The organism is Flavobacterium sp. LHD-85, from assembly GCF_030929595.1.
Taxonomy (GTDB): Bacteria; Bacteroidota; Bacteroidia; order Flavobacteriales; family Flavobacteriaceae; genus Flavobacterium.
The window spans coordinates 109,470-134,081 of the sequence record NZ_JAVFVR010000015.1 but is presented as its reverse complement, the minus strand read 5'-3'; the positions used below and the strand labels follow the sequence as shown (position 1 = coordinate 134,081).

Annotated in this window: 11 protein-coding genes; 4 read left to right on the top strand and 7 right to left on the bottom strand. The window is 38.3% G+C overall.

Annotation, left to right across the window (positions count from 1 at the left end; genetic code table 11):
• Positions 1-70: 70 nt before the first annotated feature.
• From RB618_RS19700 to RB618_RS19685, 4 genes are all read left to right on the top strand, one after another.
• Positions 71-1,132 carry a BamA/TamA family outer membrane protein gene (locus RB618_RS19700; protein WP_308070340.1) on the top strand — a complete coding sequence of 354 codons (1,062 nt, stop codon included), beginning with the start codon at positions 71-73 and terminating at the stop codon, positions 1,130-1,132.
• A 402-nt stretch (positions 1,133-1,534) separates the two neighbouring features.
• Positions 1,535-12,736, top strand: coding sequence for a gliding motility-associated C-terminal domain-containing protein (locus RB618_RS19695; RefSeq protein ID WP_308070339.1), 11,202 nt, complete (start codon positions 1,535-1,537; stop codon positions 12,734-12,736).
• A gap of 13 nt (positions 12,737-12,749) precedes the next feature.
• Complete coding sequence (locus tag RB618_RS19690) at positions 12,750-13,715, top strand: type IX secretion system membrane protein PorP/SprF (protein WP_308070338.1); 966 nt, start codon at positions 12,750-12,752, stop codon at positions 13,713-13,715.
• Between the two features lie 12 nt (positions 13,716-13,727).
• The gene (locus RB618_RS19685) at positions 13,728-15,659 is read left to right on the top strand and encodes an OmpA family protein (RefSeq protein WP_308070337.1); all 1,932 of its coding nucleotides are present in this window, start codon (positions 13,728-13,730) and stop codon (positions 15,657-15,659) included.
• A 269-nt stretch (positions 15,660-15,928) separates the two neighbouring features.
• On the opposite strand, the gene RB618_RS19680 is transcribed toward RB618_RS19685, so the two are convergent.
• The 7 genes from RB618_RS19680 to RB618_RS19650 all read right to left on the bottom strand — a co-directional run bounded on the left by RB618_RS19680 (position 15,929) and on the right by RB618_RS19650 (position 24,493).
• Positions 15,929-16,342, bottom strand: coding sequence for a 3-hydroxyacyl-ACP dehydratase FabZ family protein (locus RB618_RS19680; RefSeq protein ID WP_308070336.1), 414 nt, complete (start codon positions 16,340-16,342; stop codon positions 15,929-15,931).
• 146 nt (positions 16,343-16,488) lie between these two features.
• Positions 16,489-17,469, bottom strand: coding sequence for a glycoside hydrolase family 43 protein (locus RB618_RS19675; RefSeq protein ID WP_308070335.1), 981 nt, complete (start codon positions 17,467-17,469; stop codon positions 16,489-16,491).
• Between the two features lie 196 nt (positions 17,470-17,665).
• Positions 17,666-18,841, bottom strand: coding sequence for an aldose epimerase family protein (locus tag RB618_RS19670; protein ID WP_308070334.1), 1,176 nt, complete (start codon positions 18,839-18,841; stop codon positions 17,666-17,668).
• 22 nt (positions 18,842-18,863) lie between these two features.
• On the bottom strand, positions 18,864-19,886 hold the full coding sequence (locus tag RB618_RS19665) for a glycoside hydrolase family 43 protein (protein WP_308070333.1): 1,023 nt from the start codon (positions 19,884-19,886) through the stop codon (positions 18,864-18,866).
• A gap of 89 nt (positions 19,887-19,975) precedes the next feature.
• Positions 19,976-21,790 carry a sugar-binding domain-containing protein gene (locus tag RB618_RS19660; protein WP_308070332.1) on the bottom strand — a complete coding sequence of 605 codons (1,815 nt, stop codon included), beginning with the start codon at positions 21,788-21,790 and terminating at the stop codon, positions 19,976-19,978.
• 368 nt (positions 21,791-22,158) lie between these two features.
• The gene (locus RB618_RS19655; protein ID WP_308070331.1) at positions 22,159-23,193 is read right to left on the bottom strand and encodes a glycoside hydrolase family 43 protein; all 1,035 of its coding nucleotides are present in this window, start codon (positions 23,191-23,193) and stop codon (positions 22,159-22,161) included.
• Between the two features lie 124 nt (positions 23,194-23,317).
• On the bottom strand, positions 23,318-24,493 hold the full coding sequence (locus RB618_RS19650) for a cellulase family glycosylhydrolase (RefSeq protein WP_308070330.1): 1,176 nt from the start codon (positions 24,491-24,493) through the stop codon (positions 23,318-23,320).
• Between the last annotated feature and the right edge of the window lie 119 nt (positions 24,494-24,612).

The window sequence follows — 24,612 nt, the reverse complement described above, 5'->3', positions numbered from 1 at the left end:
TATTTAAATTTACAAATACCCAAAAAACATTTTCTGCGCCAATATAAGTTTCACCAAATAAATTTATACCATGAGGCATTTTCTACTCTTATTCTTTTTTGCTGCTTTTACGTATGCTGCTTTTGGACAAAAAAAAGCAGATTCTATCCCGAAAAAAGAAAAGAAAATTGAACTTCGAATAATGCCTTATCTGAGTTACAATCGAAATCTCGATTTTATGTTTGGGGCAATTCCGATGGCGATGTACAAACTCAATCACAACGATACGATTTCTCCTAAATCATTATCCGGAATGTCGGCCATTTATACCACCAATAAATCTTATATCTTGGCTTTCTTTAATAGGTGGTACTTGAATGAAGATAAATGGCGCGTAAAATTTTTCTTCCTTACCGGAAATCAGAACTCACAGTATTATGTTGATGACATAGACCAACCCGATTTTTACGACTACGGAACCAAAACAACTATTTTGAGTGTAGGCGGCCAAAGGAAAATTGTGGGAAAATTTTATGGTGGGCTTTCTTATACTTATGCACATTATAATACGGTTTATGAAGATGATATTTCTCCTTCTTCAATATCACATAGTAATGCCTTGGTTGTAAACTTATTATATGATACCCGAGATGCGGTTTATTACCCAACAAAAGGATATAAAATTAAATTGGACTGGTCTACTTATCCTGATTTCCTAGATAATGAACTGGCATCTAATAGAATATCTTTTCAGGCCAATAGATATATTCCTACTAGAGATAATAAAGATGTTATTGCAGCTCGCGTGTTTGGTAAATTTGGTCTTGGAAATGTGGCGTTTGAACAGCAAAGCACCATAGGAGGAACAGACATTCGTGGGTACTCTGAAGGAAAATATAGAGGTGCGGGATTAATGGATATTCAGGGCGAATACCGCTACAACTTTGGAAAAAAAATGGGTTTGGTAGGCTTTTTTGGTATCGCAACAATTTACGGTTCTGACACTCCAAGCTTTGACTGGAAAATGTATCCTGGAGGCGGCGTTGGTTATCGATACAATCCTTTCAAAAAATCAAAATTTAATGTTGGCTTAGACGGTGCAGTTGGTAAAGGAGATTGGGGTGTTTATTTTAGAATTGGTGAGGCTTTTTAATTTCAAAAAACTCATGTAAAGGACTGTCTCAAAAAAGATGGTCTTTTTTTATTTAATTTCCGCAGCCTCCGTTTAAGAGCTTTTTTTAAGGCTTCAAAAACTGAATTTCTTTCTTAAATACTTTATTTTACTCCTATCTTTTCAAAAAAATGAAGCCAATTTATTTTTCAAGCAAACGCTTTCTCACGTTACTGTAATGCATTTCATTGTTCCAAAATCTATTTTTTATGTTTCATTTTATAATCTGCAACATACAAAAAAAAATTTCATGGTTATCTTTCTTTAAATTTGAAGTAACCCCAAAATATATTCTAAATCTTAACTACAATTAATGCTCAAAATCAATTTATTAATTTAAGGTAGTTATAAATTATTGTGCTGCCTTTTTATTCCAGATTGCTTATGGCACAATTTTATTTTTCTTGGAGAATTTGCACTTTATCAAAAAAACTGGCTTTTGCCACCTTATTAATTTTTCTTTCAATTTTTCAAACAAATGCACAAAACTGTACCGTAAACGCTGGAGTTTTGAATGTAACCATTTGTGCTACAGATGCACTGGTTTTGACTGGAAATAATCCGAGTCCTATTATTGGCACTGTCAAATGGACTCAAATTTCTGGTCCAGCAGTAACCATTAATTCACCAACAAGCTCAAGCACAACAGTTTCTGGTTATACTGGAGGCAATACTTATATTTTTAGATATAGCGCAACCTGTGGAGATGGAATTACAGCTTATCAGGATAAAGTAGTAAATGTTGAGCCTATTACGATGGCAAATGCAGGCGGCAATATTGCCAGCTGTCCTAATAGTAATGGAAATTTGTCGATAACAGCAAATGCGCCCCAAAATACAGGAGAAACTGGCCATTGGGAGATCGTTGGCGCTAATAATGCGGGAGTTGTAATTAATTTTCCAAATTTGCCAACCTCTACCATAACATTACCTGATACAAGCTGTGGGGTTACAACGTTGCAATGGGTTATTGAAGGACCTGAATATGCTCCTGGCCAGCGTTGTAGAACAACTTCTCAAATAACCGTAACCAATTATGGAGGTGTTAAACCTGTTTCAGCAGGGCCAGATCAAACACTTAGCAATTGTTATACTACAACTCAAAGCACCAATCTTAATGCAACTTATGGTGGCTGCGGTCTTAACGGACAAAATGGTCAGTGGACATTTGTGAGCGGTCCAAATACGCCAACAATTGCCAATCCTAGCGCTAATAATACAGGCGTTTCAAATCTTGTTCAGGGAACTTACACATTCCGATGGACCGTAACTGGCCCTTGTGCTTCTGGCAACGATTTGGTTGTAATTAATGTTCCAGCAGCGACACAAGATGTTACTACTCTCCCTGGCGGTGATGAAAATATTTTCTTTTGCGACAATACCATTACTCAAGTAACTTTAGTAGCTCAAACTCCTCTTTATGCTGGAGAAACTGTTCAATGGACACAAATAACTGGAGACCCTGGCGCTGTAATTGTATCTCCAACAAATCCAACCACATTAGTTACCAATATATCTGATTCTGGTGACCCTTACAAATTTAGATATACGCTTACCAATAACAATACAGGCTGTATCTTCACTAAAGATTATAATGTTCAATTTAATGGAGCAACTAGAACTATTGTCGCCAACAATGGCGATGATATGGTTGGAAGTTGTAATGCAACGGTATTTACTATTCCGCTAACCGTTACAGGAACTGGCATAAATCAGTACCGAATTGTAACTGGACCAGACAACTCTCCTCTAGCGCCTTTTCCGACTGCATTGCAGGATGTTGGAAATTCTCTGACATTGACTCTTACTGAAGCGGGAGAATATACCGTAGAATTTATCAGGAGTCAAAACGGGTCTATTCTTGCTGGCTGCGATTATGGATTTGACACTTTAAATATTCTTGTCTCTGGCGACCCGACTCCTTCTAATGCAGGATCTGACGTAAGCTTGCCTTGTGGAGATACTAGTACTATGCTCTCTGGAGTTGTAACCGGAGATGGCATGCATTTTTGGAGTCAGCTTAGCGGTCCAAATCAAGCAGTAATTGCAGACAATTTTGCCATAGACACTCAAGTAACAGGGCTTATCCCTGGAACATATGTTTTTCAATACATAACAAAAGGAGGCGGTGCAACTTGTGGTTTTTCTGTTTCAGCTGTAACTATTTATGTCTCTGACACATCATTGGGCACTCCCGATGCAGGAGCAAATCAAATTGTTTGCGCCAATGCCCAAGTACAGCTTGCTGCAGTGCCCGTACAAGATGGCGAAATAGGCACATGGACCCAGATTTCTGGACCAAATACTATCTCATTCTCCAATGTTAATGATCCGAATGCTATAGCTACGGGCTTTACAACAAACTTGTCTCAGTACGAATTGCAATGGACAGTTTCCTATCTTCATCCTGGCCCATCATGTAGTTCTTCTGTCTCTGATAACGTAATAATTGCTACTAATAATTCTACAGCAGCCTCAACTTCTGATGCTGGTCCAGATGCTTGTTATCCATCTGGAACAACTTCTTTTAACCTAAGTGGTAATAACCCTGATTTTTTGGAAGTGGGGCTTTGGTCTGTAACACCTTCGGCTGGTGTTATTATTGCTGATACTAGCGATCCAAACACGCTGGTAACCGTTCCCGGAAACGGAACCTATGTTTTTACTTGGTCAATAGAACCTATAACAAGACTTTGCGCGCCAAATCAAAGCAGTGTTTCGGTTACCATTGCAGACACTCCTCCTGCTGCAGATGCAGGACCTGATCAGGAAATTTGCGGATCGACTATTACAATGGCTGCTACAACAAGCAGTGGTTCAATTGGAACCTGGACAAGAATTTCTGGTGTTGGTGAGTATACCATAAGTGATATACATGATCCTAATGCAGTTTTTACTTTTACCTACAGCGGTTATTACATTTTTAGATGGACAGTTGATGCTGCTGTCTGCGGGCAAGCATTTGATGATGTTAATTTAACTATTGGCATTCCGCCCCATCAAGCGGTTGCAGGACCAGATAAAAATGTTTGTGACGACACCAGCGTTACAATGGCGGGAAGCACTTACGATAGCTTCTTTGAAACTGGACAATGGTCAGTATTGACTGGCGCTCCTAATCAGCCCAACATTGTGGATCCTACTAACCCAAACACTATCATCAATGGACTTGTAGCAGGTACGTATACATTCAGATGGACCATAACCGCTAAGAGCATTTTCTTATGCCAGGGTACATTCGATGATATGGTTGTTGTGGTTACTCCTGCAGCAGATGCAGGAACTACAACACAAACGTATTGTGATGTCACTAGCATTCAGCTAACAGGAAATAAAAATTCGACTGGAATCTGGACATTGACTAGCACGTCTGGAAATCCAGCTGATGTTCAAATAACACAGACACCTCCTAATAGCTACATCGCAAATGCGACTGTTGTACCTGGAACTAGCTATGTCTTTACCTATACGACTAGTGATACCACTTTTCCTGATGGATCTACCTGCCCAGGATCATCTGATTCTGTGAATGTTGAAGTTTTCAGTGGAGCAAGCATACCGCCTAATGCAGGGCCAGATCAAACATTATGTATATCTGATGTTAACGGAACCGCAACTTTACAGGGAAATGTTCCTCCAGCAGACGTTACAACTTTTGAATGGCGTTTTGCATCGCAGCCAGCTGGAAGTGTAGCTGTAATAACAACTCCTACCGCTCCACTTACAACAGTTACTGGCCTAACAGTGCCAGGTTTATATATTCTAGAATGGGTTTTTGAAAGCCCTTCTTGCAGAACATTATCTGATATTGTGAGAATCGTAATGAATGCTCCTCCTAGTGCAGCAGATGCAGGTCCTGACGATACAGTTGCTTGTCAGACCACCTACAAAACTGCCGCTCTGCCACCAGCAGTAGGTATTGGAACATGGACATTTGCCTCTCAGCCTCCTGGCGGAAATGCTGTTATTGATAATCCAAACAGCCCAATTACTACCTTATCAAATATCAATGTTTTAGGCACTTATGTCTTAACCTGGACAGTTACAAACGGACCATTTACCAATCCTTCGTTATGTCAGCCAACCTCAGACACTGTCAGCATTACTTTTAACGATAATCCACCAACCTTAGCCAATGCAGGTCCCGATCAAGAAATTTGTGATGTTACTACAGCAACTATGGCAGCTAATACACCACTTATCGGCACAGGACTATGGACTCAAGTTTCTGGGCCTAATTCGGCTACAATCTCAGCTCCAAATAATCCAAACTCACTGATGTTAGGATTAATTGCTGGGACTTATACGTTTAAATGGACCATAACCACAACCGGATGTACTTCAGAAGATCTTGTTCTAGTTACAATCTATGAAAATCCTTCAACTGCAGAAGCAGGTCCGAATCAAATAATTCCTCAATTTTCACCAGTAAACCTAAATGCAACTGTTCCAACGGTTGGTACTGGCGAATGGACTCAGATTTCAGGGCCAAGTGTGGTTGGCTTTACAGACGCAAGCTCTCCTACTACAGCTGTTACAGGAACTGTTCCAGGATTATATGTAATGCAATGGACTGTCAGCAATGGCAATTGTGCGGTTTCATCAGACACCATGAATCTAACCATTCGATCAATTGCTGATTTAGAATTGACCAAAACCGTATCGCCAACAACTGGAAGCGTGGGCGATGTTGTTACTTTTAATATAAATGTATTTAATAATAACTCGTTGGGTGGATCTGCTACTGCCACAAATGTCGCTATACGCGATTATATTCCGATGGGCTTTGCGCTTGTGGCCGGAACAGTTAATTCAGGAGGAATATATAATGTTGGAGATAATACGATTACTTGGAGCGGTGTAACGATTCCAAGCGGCAGTATCTTAAATTTAACCTATAAAGCTACTATTCTGGGTGGTGGATCTTATGTAAATACAGCAGAAGTTGTCGCATCTGATCAATTTGATCCAGACAGTACGCCAAACAATCAAAACCCAGCAGAGGATGATCAAGATAGCGCAACAGTTGTTCTGGATGTAGCCGATTTATCTTTACAAAAAACCGTTTCACCAGCAACTGTAAGTATAAACGACAATGTTGTGTTTACAATTAGAGTTACAAACAGCGGACCTAATAATGCAACTGGAATTACGGTATCAGACCATCTTCCTCCAGGATATACTTATGTAAGCGATAATGGTGGCGGAAAGTACAATAGCCTTACCGGAATTTGGAATGTTGGCAGTCTAAACAATGGAAACTCTCTCGCTTTACAGATTACAGCCAAAGTAAATGTCGTAACATCAATGAACGATTACTTTAATACGGCAGAAATTCAGACCGCACATCAGTTCGATCCAGATAGTACTCCAGGAAACGGGTTGCCAGAAGATGATATAGCTACAGCTTCTGTTTCTCTAAAACAAGCTGATCTGGAACTTACTAAATCTGTGACGCCAACTTCTGCCGCGGCAGGCGAACAGGTAAGCTTTACCATTAATGTCCTTAACAGAGGCCCAGGAAATGCTACAGGAGTTGGCGTAAAAGATGTTATTCCTGTAGGCTATACGCTTATTCCGGGATCGGTATCTGCTGGAGGCACCTATCAAGTTGCTACGGCTACACTTGAATGGAGAAACCTAGTATTGCCTGCAAACTCAAATGTTAATCTTACTTTTAATGCTTTTGTTAATCCTTTGGGAAGCTATCAAAATGTCGCTCAAGTTATAACCAGCGATTTACCAGATCCTGACAGCGTACCCAATAACAATATTGCTTCGGAAGATGATCAAGATGATGCTGAAATCACTTTTATAGGCCCTTCTGCCGACTTATCTTTAGTCAAAAATGTCGTTACAGGCAATACAAGTCCAGTCGTTGGAAGCCAAGTTTCTTTTGAACTTAAAATAACAAATGACGGCCCAAATAATGCAACTGGGGTGCAGGTAACTGATTTATTGCCTTCTGGCTTTCAGTACGTAAATTATAGTTCGTCTGCCGGAACATACGACAGTGCTACTGGAATTTGGAATGTTGGTACAGTCGATGTTGGTGTTACGGAATCACTTATTCTAGATGCAAAAGTATTGCCCGCTGGAGATTACAAAAATATAGCGCAAGTTTCGGCAAGCAACCTTCCTGATCCAGACAGTACGCCTAATAATGACGATGGCGATCAGAGCGAAGATGATGAAGATAATGTAGTTTTAACTCCTATACCTCCAGCAGCAGATTTATCATTAACAAAAACAGTAAATAACGCTACCCCTTTGGTTGGTTCTCTAGTAACGTTTACTATTATCACTACAAACAGTGGCCCACAAGATGCTGCTCAAGTTCAAGTAACTGATTTACTGCCTTCTGGTTATACTTTTGCTACTTTTAGTGCAACAAGCGGAACATATAACAGTACAACTGGTCTTTGGACACTCGATATATTAGAAAGCAGTGAGTCTGAAACATTACAGATAAATGCTATAGTTAATCCAACAGGAGATTATACCAATATAGCGGAAGTTACCAATAGTGACACTCCAGATCCTGACTCGACACCAAATAACGGCGTGCCAACAGAAGATGATTATGGAACAGCCACTACCACTCCAATTCCGCAGTCTTCGGATTTATCTTTAGTTAAAACTGTTAATAACGCTACTCCACTAGTAGGCTCAGTGGTTACTTTTGAAGTTGTGGTTACCAATAATGGCCCGCAAGATAACTTTGGCGTGCAGGTAACAGATGTGCTTCCGTCTGGTTATACTTTTACTGGATTTACGGTTTCTACCGGAACTTATGATACCGCAACAGGAATATGGACTGTTGGTAATTTGGTTGCTGGTGACGCAGAAACACTTCAAATTGTGGCAAGGGTAAATCCAAGTGGAGATTATACGAATAAAACTGAAGTAACTGCAGCAAATCTTCCTGATCCTGACTCCACTCCAAACAACGGAATCACTACTGAAGATGATTATTCAGAAGCTACAACAGTGCCAGTTCCGACATCTGCAGATTTATCATTAACCAAAACTGTAAATAATCCTACTCCGCTTGTAGGATCTCAGGTAACCTTCAGCGTCCAAATAACCAATTCTGGCCCTCAGGAAGCAAATGGCGTAACAGTTACCGATTTATTGCCTTCTGGTTATACTTATGTATCCTACAGCGCAACAACAGGATCTTATGATTCTACAACAGGGCTTTGGGATGTTGGAAATATGCCAATTACAGATTCTTATACTTTACAGATAACGGCTATAGTAAATGCTTCTGGAAATTATACCAATAGTGCAGAAATTACAGCAAGCAGCCAGCCTGATCCTGATTCTACTCCAAACAATGGCGTTACGACAGAGGATGACTATGCAGAAGCAACAACGATTCCGGTTACAGCATCAGCTGATTTATCATTAACTAAAACAGTCAACAACACTACCCCACTTGTAGGTTCTCAAGTAACTTTCAGTCTTCAGGTAAACAATGCTGGACCGCAAGCCGCAGATGGCGTTGCTGTTACCGATTTACTGCCTTCTGGATATACTTATGCCTCCTACAGTGCAACTGCTGGAAGTTATGATTCGGCAACAGGTATATGGACAGTTGGAAATATAGCAATTGGCGCTACTCATACATTGCAAATAACAGCGGTAGTAAATGCAACAGGAAACTACACAAACACTACCGAAATCACAGCAAGCAATCAGCCTGATCCAGATTCTACTCCAAATAATGGAGTTATAGCAGAAGATGACTATGCAGAAATAACAACAGCTCCGATTCCAGCATCAGCCGATTTATCATTAACGAAAACAGTTAGTAATCCTTTTCCGTTAGTAGATTCTTTGGTAACTTTTGAAATTATAGTAAGCAATAGCGGTCCACAGGATGCAACTGGCGTACAAGTTACAGATTTACTTCCTAGCGGGTACGGATTAAATGGGTATACTATTTCAAAAGGAACCTATAATTCAACAACTGGCATATGGAATATAGGAAGTTTACCAATAGGATATTCTGAAACTTTACAGATCGTTGCAACCGTGAAAGCAACTGGGAATTATACAAATATTGCTGAAGTAACAGCATCTGATCTTCCCGATCCTGACTCAACTCCAAATAATGGAATAGCTTCAGAGGATGATTACGGCTCTGCGGTGGTAACAGTAATAACTAAAATCCCAGCATCAGACCTGTCTTTAACTAAAACGGTAAATAATTCAACACCATTAGTAGGTTCACAAATCACCTTTGAAGTTATCATTACCAACAACGGAAGTGATGATAATACAGGAGTACAAGTGACCGATTTGCTTCCGTCTGGATATACGCTTACCGGATACACTATTTCAACAGGAACCTATACACCAGCGACAGGTTTGTGGAATGTTGGCAATATAATAAATGGAAAATCTGAAACTTTACAGATTACAGCGACCGTAAATGCAACTGGAAATTATACCAATATTGCAGAAGTAACTGCCGCAGACATTCAAGATCCTAACTCAACGCCAAATAATGGAGTTCCTACTGAAAATGATTATGCGACCGCAACCACTACTCCAAATGCTCAAGCCGCAGATTTATCTTTAACTAAGACAGTAAACAATACTACTCCACTAGTAGGATCTATTGTTATTTTTGAAATAATTGCAACAAACAATGGTCCTCAAAATACTACTGGGGTCGAAGTAACCGATTTATTGCCTTCTGGCTATACTTTCGCTAATTACAGCGCTACAAAAGGAACTTACAATGCTGCAACAGGGAAATGGATAATTGGTTCATTCTTAAATGGAGATTCGCAAGTGTTGCGCATAACTGCAACTGTAAATCCGACAGGAAATTATGAAAACATTGCAGAAGTGACTGCAAGTAGCCTGCCTGATCCTAATTCGACTCCAGGCAACGGAGTACCAACTGAAAATGATTATGGTACGGCAACTACTTCTCCTTTAGGACAAGCAGCCGATTTATCTTTAACTAAAACCGTTAACAATGCCACTCCATTAATTGGAGCTCCAGTTACTTTTGAAATAGTCATAACCAATCAGGGGCCACAAAATGCAACAGGCGTCGAAGTAACCGATTTACTGCCTTCTGGTTATACTTTTAATAGTTTTACAGCAACAAAAGGAACATATACCAGTACAAACGGAAAATGGATTATTGGTTCTTTAGCAAGCGGAGACGCACAAACACTTCAATTAACAGCAACTGTAAACACTACAGGAAATTATTTAAACACAACTGAAGTAACCGCGAGCAGTCTTCCCGACCCAGATTCAACTCCGAATAACGGAATTACTACAGAAGACGATTATGCAGAAATAACAACAGCTCCGATTCCAGCATCAGCCGATTTATCACTAATTAAATCAATAGTAGGTGGCAATTCAAGCCCTATCTTTGGCTCAACAGTTACGTTTGAAATAACCGTAAAAAATAGTGGCCCACAAACCGCAACAGGCGTTCAAGTAAAAGATATGCTGCCAAGCGGTTACGAATATGTGGTATACAGTTCAACATCTGGTCAATATTACAATACCACTGGACTATGGGAAGTTGGAAACATACCAAGTGGAGGTTCAGAATCTTTATTAATTGGTGCAAAAGTAAATACAACAGGAGATTATTTAAACATCGCTGAAGTTTACGCATCCAATGAATTAGATCCAGATTCGACACCAAATAACAATGTCATTGGCGAAGACGATATCAGTTCTTTACTACTGACACCAGTTCCTGCAGTGGCTGATCTTTCTATTGAGAAAAAAGTAATTAACAACATACTTACTCCTGCAGTAGGTTCGCAGATATCTTTCTCAATTACAGTAACCAATTCAGGTCCGAGCAATGCTACAGGTGTAACTATAAAAGATGTATTGCCTTCTGGGTATGATTACATTTTCTATAATTCGACTTCAGGAGCTTATAATCCTGCAACTGGCGAATGGTCTCCTGGAATTATACTGCCTGGAAATAGCCATACTTTGATTTTAAATGTTTTTGTAAAAAGTCCAACAGGCACTACAGACGAATATTTAAATATAGCCGAAATCATGACCGCAGATCAGCATGATCCGGATAGTACACCAGGCAACGGCGTTACGACTGAGGATGATTATGACAGTATTTCTGTTGCACCGGTAATTGTAATGGCAGATTTATCTATTAAAAAAACAGCTCTTAATCAGGATGCCGTCTATGATGTAGGCTCAACGGTAATTTTTACAGTTACCGTTACTAATGACGGGCCTGCAGATGCATCTGGCGTAAGAGTCAAAGACTTGCTTCCACCTGGATTTACTTATCAGACAAGTAGCCCTACAAGCGGATTATACAACTATGTCACAGGTATTTGGAATGTCGGAAATATTCCTACCGGAACAGATCAGTCCCTAGATATTTATACAACAGTGGATAAGCCAACGGGCACAGCAGGCGAATACACAAATATAACCGAGGTTATTGCCAGTAACCTGCCCGATCCTGATTCGACTCCAAATAACGGAGTTATAACAGAAGATGATTATGACAGCTTACAAATCAAAATTGCAGTTGCCGATTTAAGTTTGGAAAAAACAGCCAGCAACAAAAACGCTAATGTAAACGAAGTTGTAACATTTACGCTTCAGCTTAATAATGATGGGCCAAGCACCGCTACTGGAGTTGCTGTTGAAGACCTGATACCGCTTGGATTCAAGAATATTTCAAACATCAATAATGGAGGTATCTTCAGTAAAGACATTATAAAATGGGTCGATTTAACCGTTCCTGTTGGAGGCATTACACTAACGTACCAAGCAACTGTAGCCAACCCTCTTGGCTTAGAAAGCACTGATTATGTTAATATTGCTCAAGTAACTGCCAGCAATCAATTTGATCCAGATTCGACTCCAAATAACGATAATGGAGACCAAAGCGAGGATGATGAAGATTCTGAATTTATCAATGTTCCTTCTACAGATATAGCCATCAATAAAGAAGTAGATAAAACCGATGTTCCAATGGACTCTCAGGTAACCTTTACTATTACAGCAGAAAATCGTGGCAGTATAAATGCTACAAATGTAGAAGTGCAGGATGCATTGCCAAAAGGATACTCATTTATAAGCTCAACTGTAACTTCAGGAGCTTATGACCCTAAAACAGGCATTTGGAGTATTCCATCAATCAATACTGGAGCTTTACAAACGCTGACTTTAACAGTTAAAGTTGTCGATTTTAATGATTATCTGAACACGGCACATTTGACAAAACTAGATCAGATCGATACAAATCCGGCAAACAATCAGGACACTGCCACTGTTTCGCCAAACTGTCTCAAAATCTACAATGAGTTTTCACCAAATGATGACGGCCAAAACGATTACTTCTATATTGATTGTATTGAGAGATATCCTAATAACCAGTTGGAGATCTTTAACCGCTGGGGTAATTTGGTTTATTATCAAAAAGGCTATAAAAACACTTGGGACGGAAAAGCGGAAGGTTCTGCCAAAACGCTTCCTGAAGGAACCTATTTCTATATCCTTGATTTAGGAGACGGATCTAAAAAAACCTCTGGATGGCTTTACCTCAAATAAAACCATCCAGAAAATGAAAAGTTTAAGAATAGGATTAACCAAAATAGAATTGGCTATGATTAAAAATATAAAAAAGGTTTTCGCGATAATTACTCTATTCTCGGTATATGGAGCCTTTGCACAACAGGACCCGCAATACACGCAATATATGTACAATACAATGACCGTAAACTCAGCTTATGCAGGATCTCTTGGACATTTAACCGTAACAGGTCTTTTAAGAACGCAGTGGGTTGGTATCGAAGGCGCACCAGATACTCAAAGTTTTTCTCTCGATACACCAGTCGGAAAAAATGTGGGTCTTGGAATTTCGATTGTAAATGAAGAAATCGGACCAACAGAAGAACAATATCTGGATGCTAATTTCTCTTACACCATTAAATCTGGCGAAACGCACAAGCTTTCTTTTGGTATAAAAGGCGGTGGACGCGTCATCAATATCGATTGGTCTAAAGGAAGCTATAAAGATCCCGATGTGCAATTTCGTGAAAACATTACCAACAAATTCCTTCCTGTCATTGGCGCTGGATTGTACTGGCATGGAGAGAGGGATTATATCGGGCTTTCGGTTCCGAATTTTATGACCCGCGAACGTTATACTTACGATGATATCAGCGAAGATTTAGTCAATCAGAGAATACACGTTTATCTTATTGGGGGTTATGTTTTTGACCTTTCGGCACATACCAAATTTAAACCTGCTGTTTTAGTGAAATATGTTGCCGGTGCGCCTATAATTGCCGATTTCTCGGCCAATTTTATGTTCAACAATGTATTGACGCTAGGAGCCTCATATCGTACTTCAGATTCTGTAAGCGGTCTTGTCGGAATCCAGATTACACCAATGATTATGGCTGGCTATGCTTACGATTACACCACAACCGCATTGCAAAATTACAATAGCGGCACGCACGAAATCATGCTTCGATTTGAACTGGTTTCACGCAAAAAAGGACTAAAATCACCAAGATTCTTTTAATACGGATAGTCTATGAAAAGAACAATTACTATACTCGCATTATTGGTTATACAGCTGATTTACTCGCAAACCAAAAACAAAGCTGCCGATGCTCTTTTTGATAAGATGTATTATGTTGAAGCCGCAAAATCGTACGAGCTTTCGATAAATAATGGTGATGCTTCTAAAGAAACGCTTCAACGGCTGGGAGATGCTTATTATTTTAATACCAGAATGTCAAGTGCATCAAAATGGTATGGGAAGCTGATTGCAGAATATCCGAACGAAGTCTCTGCCGAATATTTATTTCGTTATGCACAGTCATTACAAGGAACTCAAAATTATGAGCTTGCTAAAAAATGGATGAAGGCTTTTGCAGAAAAAGAAAAATCAATCGATGCGACAAGAGCAAAGAATTTTTCGCTTAAAAATATAACTCTAGAAGATATAGAAAACATAAAGCCTTCTTTTCTGCTTGAAAACTTAGAAATCAATTCAGCCTATTCAGATTTTGGTCCGATGTTTTACAAAGGCGATCTAGTCTACTCTACCACAATTGATTCTTCGTATTTTAAAACTGAAAAATACGGATGGAATGATCAGCCATATTTGAATATGCAATTGGGAAAAATAAGCGAAACACAATCAAACGTTACTTTTAAAGAGCGTTTTGGCAAAGATATTACAACCAAATATCACGAAGCCTGCATCGCTTTTTCTCCAGACGAAAAAACAATTTATTTTACCCGAAACAATTATAACGGAAAACTGAAACGTGACAGCAAAGGCATCAATAATCTTAAGATTTTTTCTGCCACGGCAACAGAGAACAGCAATGGCACCGTTTCTTGGAAAGATATTAAAGAACTGCCTTTTAACAGTGATAACTATTCCGTTGGACATCCTTCAGTAAGCAAAGATGGTAAAAAGCTATATTTCGTTTCAGATATGCCGGGAACTATTGGTTCTACAGATATCTTTGTAGTAGATATTTTAGGCAATAATCAATTTTCTGAACCTAAAAATTTAGGCGAAAAAATAAACACAACTGGCCGCGAAATGTTCCCGTACATTACCGATCAGGCGCTATACTTTTCTTCTGACGGATTTTTAGGTTTAGGAGGTTTAGACGTATTCGAAAGCAGAATACATGACGGAGCTTTTGACACGCCAGCCAATCTTGGTGCGCCATTAAACAGCAATAGAGACGATTTTGGATACATCGTTAATGAAGCCACCAACAAAGGTTTTGTGTGCTCAAACAGAAAAACAGGAAAAGGCGATGACGATATTTATTCCTTTGAAAGATCGTGCAACCAAGCCATAAGCGGTTATGTTTTTGATGCCATTTCAAACAACAGAATTGCAGGAGCTATGGTTACACTTAAAAATGCCAACGGAATAAAAGTAGCCGAAACCGTTTCTCAATTGGACGGAAAATACGATTTTAATAACAACGTAAATTGCAACACGCCTTACACTATCGAAGTCTCGAAAGAGAATTACAACAACAATACTAAAGCAATTGTAACTGCAAACAGCTCAGGAAAAACAGAAGCTTTAGTTGGTTTAGATCCTGCTCTGATTGTGCGAGAAAATGGTCTTTTAAAAATCAAAATCGGAATCATATACTTTGATTTAGACAAATCAGATATTCGCTATGATGCTGCAATAGAATTAAATAAAGTAGTTCTCTTAATGCATCAGTATAACACTGTCGTAATCAAAATTGAATCGCATACCGATTCTCGTGCCAACGACCAATACAATCTAGAATTGTCTGACCGAAGAGCAAAAGCCACAAGAGATTATCTCATTTCTCAAGGAGTCGCTCCCGAACGAATCGAAAGCGCAATCGGTTACGGAGAAACCCAGTTAATCAACAATTGCTCTAACGGAGTTCCATGTACAGAAGCACAACACCAAGTCAATCGCCGAAGCGAATTCATCATCACAAAAATGTAAAAAGAGAAATATTTGTAAAATCCCAGCGAGGTAAAATATTTATAGAATTACGATTAAACAAATAGAAAAAGCTCCAGAGGAGTGACATATTTCTTAGCTAGATATGTCGCTCCTCCGGAGCTTTTTAATCTAAAATTTTATCCCAAGCTATAAATATTGAGCTTCTCTGAAGCTTAAAAAACCTCTTTTCTAAATATCCACTAAAAAATATTCCACCATCTAGCTTCTTGCTTCTATCGTCTCGCTTCTATCGTCTCGCTTCTACCCTCTTACTGAAGCTTCACACACATCCACTCGCCTTTCATAATCAATTTATCTTCATCAAAAGCTTCACCCGATTGTTTTATGATTTTTTCGCTGGTACGAATATTTTTTACCACAAATTTAACGAGTTTATTGAACTCAACACCCCCAAAAAACTCAACATTATCCATACTAACCAATCCAAAAACGCCGTCTGCAATTCCTAAAAGTTTTATTCCGGCACCGCCACATTGCGCCATAGCTTCGATTAAAATAGTTCCTGGAACAAAATTAAAATCAGGAAAACTGCCCTGAAGCCAAGCATCTTTATCTGTAAACGTCTTTAAACCAATGATTGTATCTGTTGTATAAGAGATAATTTCATCTACAAAGAGAAATGGAGCACGATGCGGAATTAAATCTTCTATTTTTTTTGTCATGTCTGTAATTTTTAACAATGTACGAATCTGAACTGAAATAGACAATATTAAAATGGTATCTGTGTTAAAAGCAGGTTAAAATGTTAAAAAAAGGGCTGACTCACTTTGAGACAGCCCGCGTTATCAACTCTAAAATCGCAAAGTTTTTATTCTTCCAGTAAAACAAAACTTTTAGCATTTGCTTTGATTTTATTTCCTTCAAAATCAATATCGATAATTCCTGCTTTTCTTGGTGAAACCCCGCTATTGCTAAAATGAGTATGCAGCACATATTTCATTTTTCCGCTTTTATCATAGAAAACATCACCGTGACCCACTCCGTTAATTCCAACATCTTTTTTACTAATGATCGGACTCTCAGTCGCTTTTTCCCAAGGTCCAAGCGGACTCTTAGCCGTCGCATAACCTACTGCATAATCCGGATTTCTAAAATCGTTTGCAGAGTAAATCATATAATACAAATCATTGTGTTTTAAGACCGTTGGGCCTTCTGTAACTGGCCAGGAAACATTCTGAGTATTTTCCCATGGAAGAACGCCAGAAATACATTCCTTCAGCGTTTCTTCTTTAATTCCAGACAAATCATCTTTCAGTTCAGCCACAAAAATTCGGTTCCCATTGGTCAAACGCACGTGATAAAGGTATTTTTTGCCATCCTGATCAACAAAAACAAAAGGATCGATCTGTTTGCCCGAATTAAACATTGGAGCCTTAGAATCGTTTTTAAATGGCCCAAGCGGACTATCACTGCTTGCCATAGCAATATTCTCATCGGCAGTATAGATCATGTGAAATTTATTGTTGTATCTAAAAACCTGCGGTGCCCAAAAACCTTTCGTTCCATAAGCTTCTCCTTTTTTTAATGCCAAACCATTTTGTGCTCCAACGGGACCATTCCACTTTTTTAAATCAGATGAAGTGTACACCTGAAAACCTTCTCCGTTCGGAAAATCTCCTGTTGTGGTTCCATACAAATAATAAACTCCATTTTCATAAAAAATGGTTGGATCTGCCAACAAGATTGGCTGCTCTTTTGAAGTCGTTTTTTTAACCGTTTCTTTCTCTTGAGAACAGCAAACAAAGACACAAAACAGACTTAAAAGCGTAAAATATTTTTTTATTTTCATTATTAAACTTTTTATTTAATTAATTCTGTTTAAAAACTAAAAATCAATTAGTTAAAACAATACTATAGAAAACCTCTATGATGCAAATTTTGTTAAAAATCCGTCAATTAGCTTCAAAAAACTCCTTTTTATTTTTCACAAAAAAGCCTTTCGCATAACGTTTTCCAACTCCTAATTTCTAGCTCAAAACTCATTACTATTTAGCCGAAAATTGATACAAAGAAACCGTATGATACTTCTCTCCTGCTTTTAAAGTTATTTGAGGGAATTTTGGCTGATTTGGTGCATCTGGAAAGTGCTGTGTTTCTAACGCAAAAGCGGTTCTAAAATCATCCTTAGCACCTGATTTAAAGGTATTTTTACTCTGCATAAAGTTTCCGCTATAAAATTGTAGTCCAGGCTCTTCTGTATAAATATCTAAAGTAATACCTGAAATATCACCTTTAATCATTGCCGCATGAACAAATCCATCTTTTTTCGTTGCATTAAGCACGTAATTGTGGTCATAACCTTTACCAAATTTCAGCTGTTCGTCTTTGGTTTCTATTCTTTCGCCAATTTTATGTTTTGATGTAAAATCGAATGGCGTATTTTTTACCGATTTCAATTCGCCAGTCGGAATCAAACCTTCATCAACCGGTGTAAATTTGTCTCCGTAAATCTGTAATTCGTGATTTAAGATTGTCCCACTTCCTTCTCCATTCAAATTGAAAAAAGCATGATTAGTTAAATTGACAATCGTAGTTTTATCGGTTGTCGCTTCATATTCCATTCTCACGGCATTATCATCTGTAAGCGTATAAGTGACTTTAACGTTTAAATTTCCTGGAAAACCTTGCTCTCCATCTGGCGAAACATAAGTAAAAACCAAAGTATTTTCGTTTGTCTTTTCAGCATTCCAAACTACATCTTGAAATCCTTTTACACCACCGTGCAGCGCATTCTTTCCGTTATTAAGCGGAATCTGACAGTGTTTTCCTTCGAGCGTAAACTTGCCTAATGCAACTCTGTTGCCAACTCTTCCAATTGCAGCTCCAAAATAAGGTTCTGTTGACGTTTTAAAGCCTTTCACACTATTCATTCCGACCACAACATCGGTTGGTTTCCCGTTTTTATCTTTAACCCATAAACCTATTAATCGCCCGCCATAGTTGGTAAATGCAGCTTTTATATCTTTATTTTCGATCCAATACAAACCGACTTTTTTACCATCGATAATCGTATCGAAGTTTTTGGCTTCTAAAACTGTTTTTATCGAATCTGATTTGATTTCTGAGCTTTCTTTTGAAGCCGGATTTTCCTTTTTACTGTCTTTACAGCTGAATTGGAAAACTGCCAGCAACAAAACTGCAGCAATTTGAATATTTTTCATTTTTATATTTTTTGAAATGATTTTAATTTGAGGGAATGGCCAATGGCGTTCCTTCGCTGACTGGCTCGCCTAAAACAGGAAATCCATTCGTATCCCAATCAATTTTCTGCATTCTTGGCGATCTTTTGTTGCCACAACCCTCGCCTGGATTTGAGTTGGCGTGGTATAAAATCCAATCTTCTTTTCCGTCAGGAGATTTAAAGAATGAATTATGCCCTGGCGCATACACTTTATTCTTCTCAGATTGTTTAAAGATCGGTTCAGGAGACTTCTTCCAAGCATTTGCATCTAACAAGTCATTATCGCCAACAAACGATAATAAGCCTAAAGCATAGAAATCGGTCCAGCAGCCACTTGCTGAAAACACAATAAAGATTTTACCGTTTCTTTCTAAAAACTGCGGCCCTTCGTTTACATTTACCTGCGGCGGATTTACATCATCATGTAAAGCACCATGTGTTTCCCAATCGTTTGTTGGTGCAGAAATCATAACACGATCGCCATCAATCTCCATCGGATTTTTCATTTTAGCAATGTAAATGTTCTGCTGACCGTTTTTGTCCCCTTCCCAGCCTGCCCAAATCATGTACAGCTGTTTTTTATACTCGAAAACATTTCCGTCAATTGCCCATTTATCGGTTTTCGCAGCAATTTTTCCTTTAAACTCAAAATTCCCCTTAAACGGATCTGAAGATTTATTTTCCAAAACATACATTCTGTGATTGTTGTTATCGCCATTATCTGCCGCAAAATAGCAATACCATTTTCCGTTGATGATATGAAACTCTGGCGCCCAGATTTCAGCTGAATAATTGGTATTTTTCGGTGGTGTCCAAATCACTTTGCTTTCGGCATTTTTAATGTCCGAAAGGTCTTTTGTTTTCCATAAAACCAGTTTGTTTCCAAGTGTGTTGGTGTAGTAATAATAACCTTTGTAATACGTGCTGTAAGGATCTGCTCCCGTTGGCAGAATCGGATTTGTGAATGTTTTTTGCTGCGCAAGACCTATCGTCGTGAGCAGAAAAAGGATTAGATATTTTTTCATTTTATTTTTATTTGAATTTTTCCCGCAGATTTAGCAGATTGTGCAGATTATTTTATCCGCTAAATCTGTTAAATCTGCGGGAGAAAAAATCATTTTTGATTCAAAGCATTTATAACTTCTGTATTGACTTTATTAACAGCCTTGAAATCCATTTTGTCAACTTTTCGATCATAAGTCATAAAACCGTTTACTTCGCCTTCAACATCTGTTGTCTGAGTATAGACTGCAGCCGAGAATCCCGTTTTAACGTATTTTTGAAGCATTTCCGCGTACTTTTTGTATTCGACGGTAACTTCTGCCTCATTTTTAAATTTGATGTAACCCCAGTTGTCATTTGCTCTCCATAAATGACCTTCCAACGGAAGTCCGATTCCGCCATACTCCCCCAAGACTGTAACTCTTCTTGCATCATACAAATACATTTCTGGACCTGGATAATTATGCAAATCCAAAATATCTCCTGTTTGAAAATGATTTCCTCCACTTGCAGAATTAATCAAGCGTGTTGAATCGTGGTTTTTCGTCCATTCTGTAATTTCAACAGTTTTAAATTGTCCCCAAGCTTCGTTAAACGGAACCCAAACCACAATACTTGGGTAGGAATACAGATGATCCATAATTTCGCGCCACTCTTTTCTGTAAATTTCTTCCGATTTTGCCGAACGCTGCAACTCTGTTCCTTCAAAATACTTTCTATTTTGCCAAACTGGCTGATCGTCTCCGCTTGGCATATCCTGCCAAACGAGAATTCCTAACTGATCGCAATGTGTATACCAACGCTCCGGTTCCACTTTTACGTGTTTACGAATCATATTAAAACCTAACTCTTTGGTTTTAATGATATCATATTTCAAAGCTTCATCAGTTGGTGCCGTATATAATCCATCTGGCCACCAGCCTTGATCTAAAGGTCCGAATTGGAAATAATCTTTGTTGTTTAATTGCATTCTCACGATTCCATTTTCATCTCGTTTAGACGAAATCTTACGCATCGCAAAATAACTTTTCACCTCATCAACGACTTTGTTTTTACTGATTAAGCGAATTTTAGTCTTATACAAAAACGGACTTTCAGGCGACCACAGTTTCGGATTGTTCAAAACAATATCATTGCTTTCTCCCACAACCGCTTTTTCTTTAGCGATTTCTTTTCCGTTATCGAAAACAGAAATTTCTACTAAATCTCCTTTTTCCGCTCCATTTACCTCAGCTTTTATACTAATCGTATTTTGATCAATATTTGGCGTTGTTTTTAATGTCGCAATGTTTTTAGCATTTACAGGCTCAATCCAAACCGTTTGCCAGATGCCGGTAACAGGAGTGTACCAAATTCCTTCTGGATTTTTGACTTGTTTTCCTCTTGGCTGAGGCCCATCGTTGGAAGGATCCCAAACTTTTACAACCAGTTTCTGATTTTTCCCATTCTGAATAAATGGCGTAATGTCAAACGAAAATGGCGTATAACCTCCCGTATGAGAACCTACTTTTACATCATTCACAAAAACTTCTGTTTTCCAATCGACAGCTCCGAAATGCAAAAGGATGTTTTTTCCGTTCCAGCCTGATTCAATTGAAAATTGGGTTTCGTACCAAAGTTCGTTTTTAGCACCAACTTCTTTCATTACTCCAGACAAGCTCGATTCGGCCGCAAACGGAACCAGAATCTGCCCGTCATATTTTGAAGGCGCTGTATTTCCAAATTCTTGAATGCTGTAGTTCCACAAACCATTCAGATTTTTCCATTGGCCACGCTCCATAATCGGACGGGGATATTCGGGTAAAGTTTTCTTAGGATCAACCTGCTCTGCCCATTTGGTTTTGATTTTATCTCCTTGCGGTTTCCATTGCGCATTTACCGCAATCATGGATAACAAGGCTAAAAAAAGGATGCTTTTTCTTTTCATGCTTTTATATATTTTTTTTAAACCATATAAGTTATATAAGTTCATTTTAGTTTAAGCCTCTTTTAAAAAATGCCAAGAGCATATAAGTTTTTACTTTTACTTAAGGCAAGATTTAATATGAACTTATATAACTTATATGGTGAAAATATTTACCGTGATGTTTTTTACAAATCAAAATGAATTACCGGGCTCATCTCCACATAAGCCCGATAATTACTGAACTAAACTAACTTAACTAACCATTTTTTTTGAGTTATGAGTTTTGAGTTAGAAGTTATGAGTCTTATCAACTGTTATTTTATTCCTCAATAAATAACTAGTTATCATTACCACAAAACACTCATAACTTATAACTTATAACTTATAACTTATAACTTTTTAGTAAGACCGAATTTCTTCACCAAACTGTCGTATTCTTTTTTAGAGATTGTAATCATACAGCCGTGGCGTACTTTTTCTGGGAGACTGTATTTGTCCCAATCTGAGAAAAAAGTGTAGCCTGAGGCCTGAAACCAAGGTCCGTTTAAGTTATCTGCGATCGATAATCCGTAGGAAACTCCTGGGTATTGTTCATAATACATGTACCATATTTTATCATCTGGAGAAGGAATCAGCATTGGCGCTTCTCTAAAGTTTGGACTGATAGATTGCTGGGGCAAAGAATAAGGTCCTAAAAGATTTTTTGATTTCGCAATTCGGATGGTTTTTCCGGTTGTCCAATACAAAGTTGGATACGTCTCGTCTTTAATCACGGCGTAGTAGGAATCGCCGACTTTACGAATAAAAACATCAATCGTTCCCATATCCCAATCGAATAAACGTTTTGGTGTTCCTTCGAAAGTTTTTAAATCTTTAGACAAAACATACAAAGTTCGCTGACTTGCCCAATAACGTTCGCCATCTTCTTTTGTTCCTTCCAAATGTGGCGTGTGCCAAGTCATGATGAATTTTTCTGAATCTTTGTCGTAATACAATTTTGGAGCACCAATTCGCTGTAAAGCGTTTGAATAATCTGGCGTACTTTTTAAATCGGGCGTATAATCAGAATGTTTTTTCCAAGTAATCAAATCATCCGAAACCCAAATATTAATACTTTTGGCATCGTCTCCTGTGTTTCCTGCGATGTAATATTTTCCGTCAGGCCCTTTGCAGATATCGGGATGCCCTTTATATTCTTCAAAAACGCGTTTCCCGTTGTTTAGATTTTCCCAATGAAGACCATCCAAACTAACCGAATAGTATAATCTGCCATAATCGTTGTGCGTCATGTGCGCAAACAGATAGGCTTCGTTTTTTGGTTTTTCGTTTCCTTTTACTTGTCCTGGCGGATCTGGCTGTTGCGCTTTCGCGGAAAATCCAGCCAAAATCATCATTAGAAAAAATAAGTTCTTTATTGTTTTCATAAGCTGTTTTTTTAATGTGTCAATTAGTCAATTTGATAATTAGAAAATGAGAAAATGTGGTAATTAGAAAATTAGTCAATTAACACATTTCAAGAATTATCTAATTATCAAATTGACACATTATCTAATTCTTCTTATTCGCCTCAGAAGTCATTTTCTTAATTAAATCTGTTTCGGCTTTAATATATGGCGTTCCATCTGTGTGTAAAACATCGTGAAACCATAATTTTGGCTCAGCAGTATAGGTTTTCGTCCAACTATCCCAAGCATATTTCGTTTGTGTTTTTCCGTCTACAAATCCCCAGTTGATCATGCCTACGTTGTATTTTCTCGCAAGAGGCAAAAATCCCTCAAAAGTGCTTCCGTTTGGTCTTGCCATATATTCTGTACAGATTAATGGTTTTCCGTAACGCTGTAATTGTTTGATTACTTTTTCAAAATCTTGTGGCGTATTGTAATTGTGGAAAGAAACAATATCAGATTGTTCGATCTGCATTTTGTGCATTGGTTTCATTTTCGCTTCGTCGCTCCAATCCCCTACCCAAACTCCAGAAGTCAATGGCTGAGAAGGATTACTTTCTCTCGCCCAAACAAAAACATCTTTTAAAAGCGGCAAAATCAAATCGACTTTGTTTTTAATTTCTACTTTTTCGTAAGAGGGTCCAGTCATATTATCTGGTTCGTTCCAAAGATCCCAACCTAAAATTCGTTTGTCATCTTTAAAATGAGCTACCGTTTCTTTTACATATTTCTCTAAACGCGGATACTGTGTTTTATCCTGAAGTGCTTTTTGCCCTGGAGCCTGAAGCCAACCTGAATTATGCGTATGCGGTTTTGGAGCACGCTGTTTTCCTAAAGCAGGAAACGGATCCCAACACGAATCAAACAAAACAAAAAGGGTTTTTATGTGGTGTTTATCAGCAATTTCTAAAAATTGATCCATGCGTTTGTAAAGTCCTTCTGCATCTTGCTGATGCAATAAATCGTGCAGATAGACGCGCATTACATTCATACCAAGATCTTCGGCCCAACCCAATTCCTGATCGATTCGCTTTGGATCAAAAGTATCTTCCTGCCACATCTCTAACTGATTTATAGCTGTGCTAGGAGAATAATTTGCGCCAACTAACCAAGGCTGTTCTGCGTACCATTTATTGGCCTGATCTTTTGTCCAGATTTCTCTTTTTTCTATTGATTCGGTTTCGCTTTTCTTTTCTTCAGGATTACTTTTTTTATTGTTGCAGCTAAGCAATACGAGTCCTGCTAACATAAATGTCAGACACAATTTTACTTTCTTCATTTCAATTTTATTTTTTTGAACAATCGTTCTTTATGAAAGGGAATCAGATTTGTAAATCTGATCCCCTCAAAAAATCAGTTTTAACTCATTAAGTGATTTTTTCTATTCTTCAGCTTAAT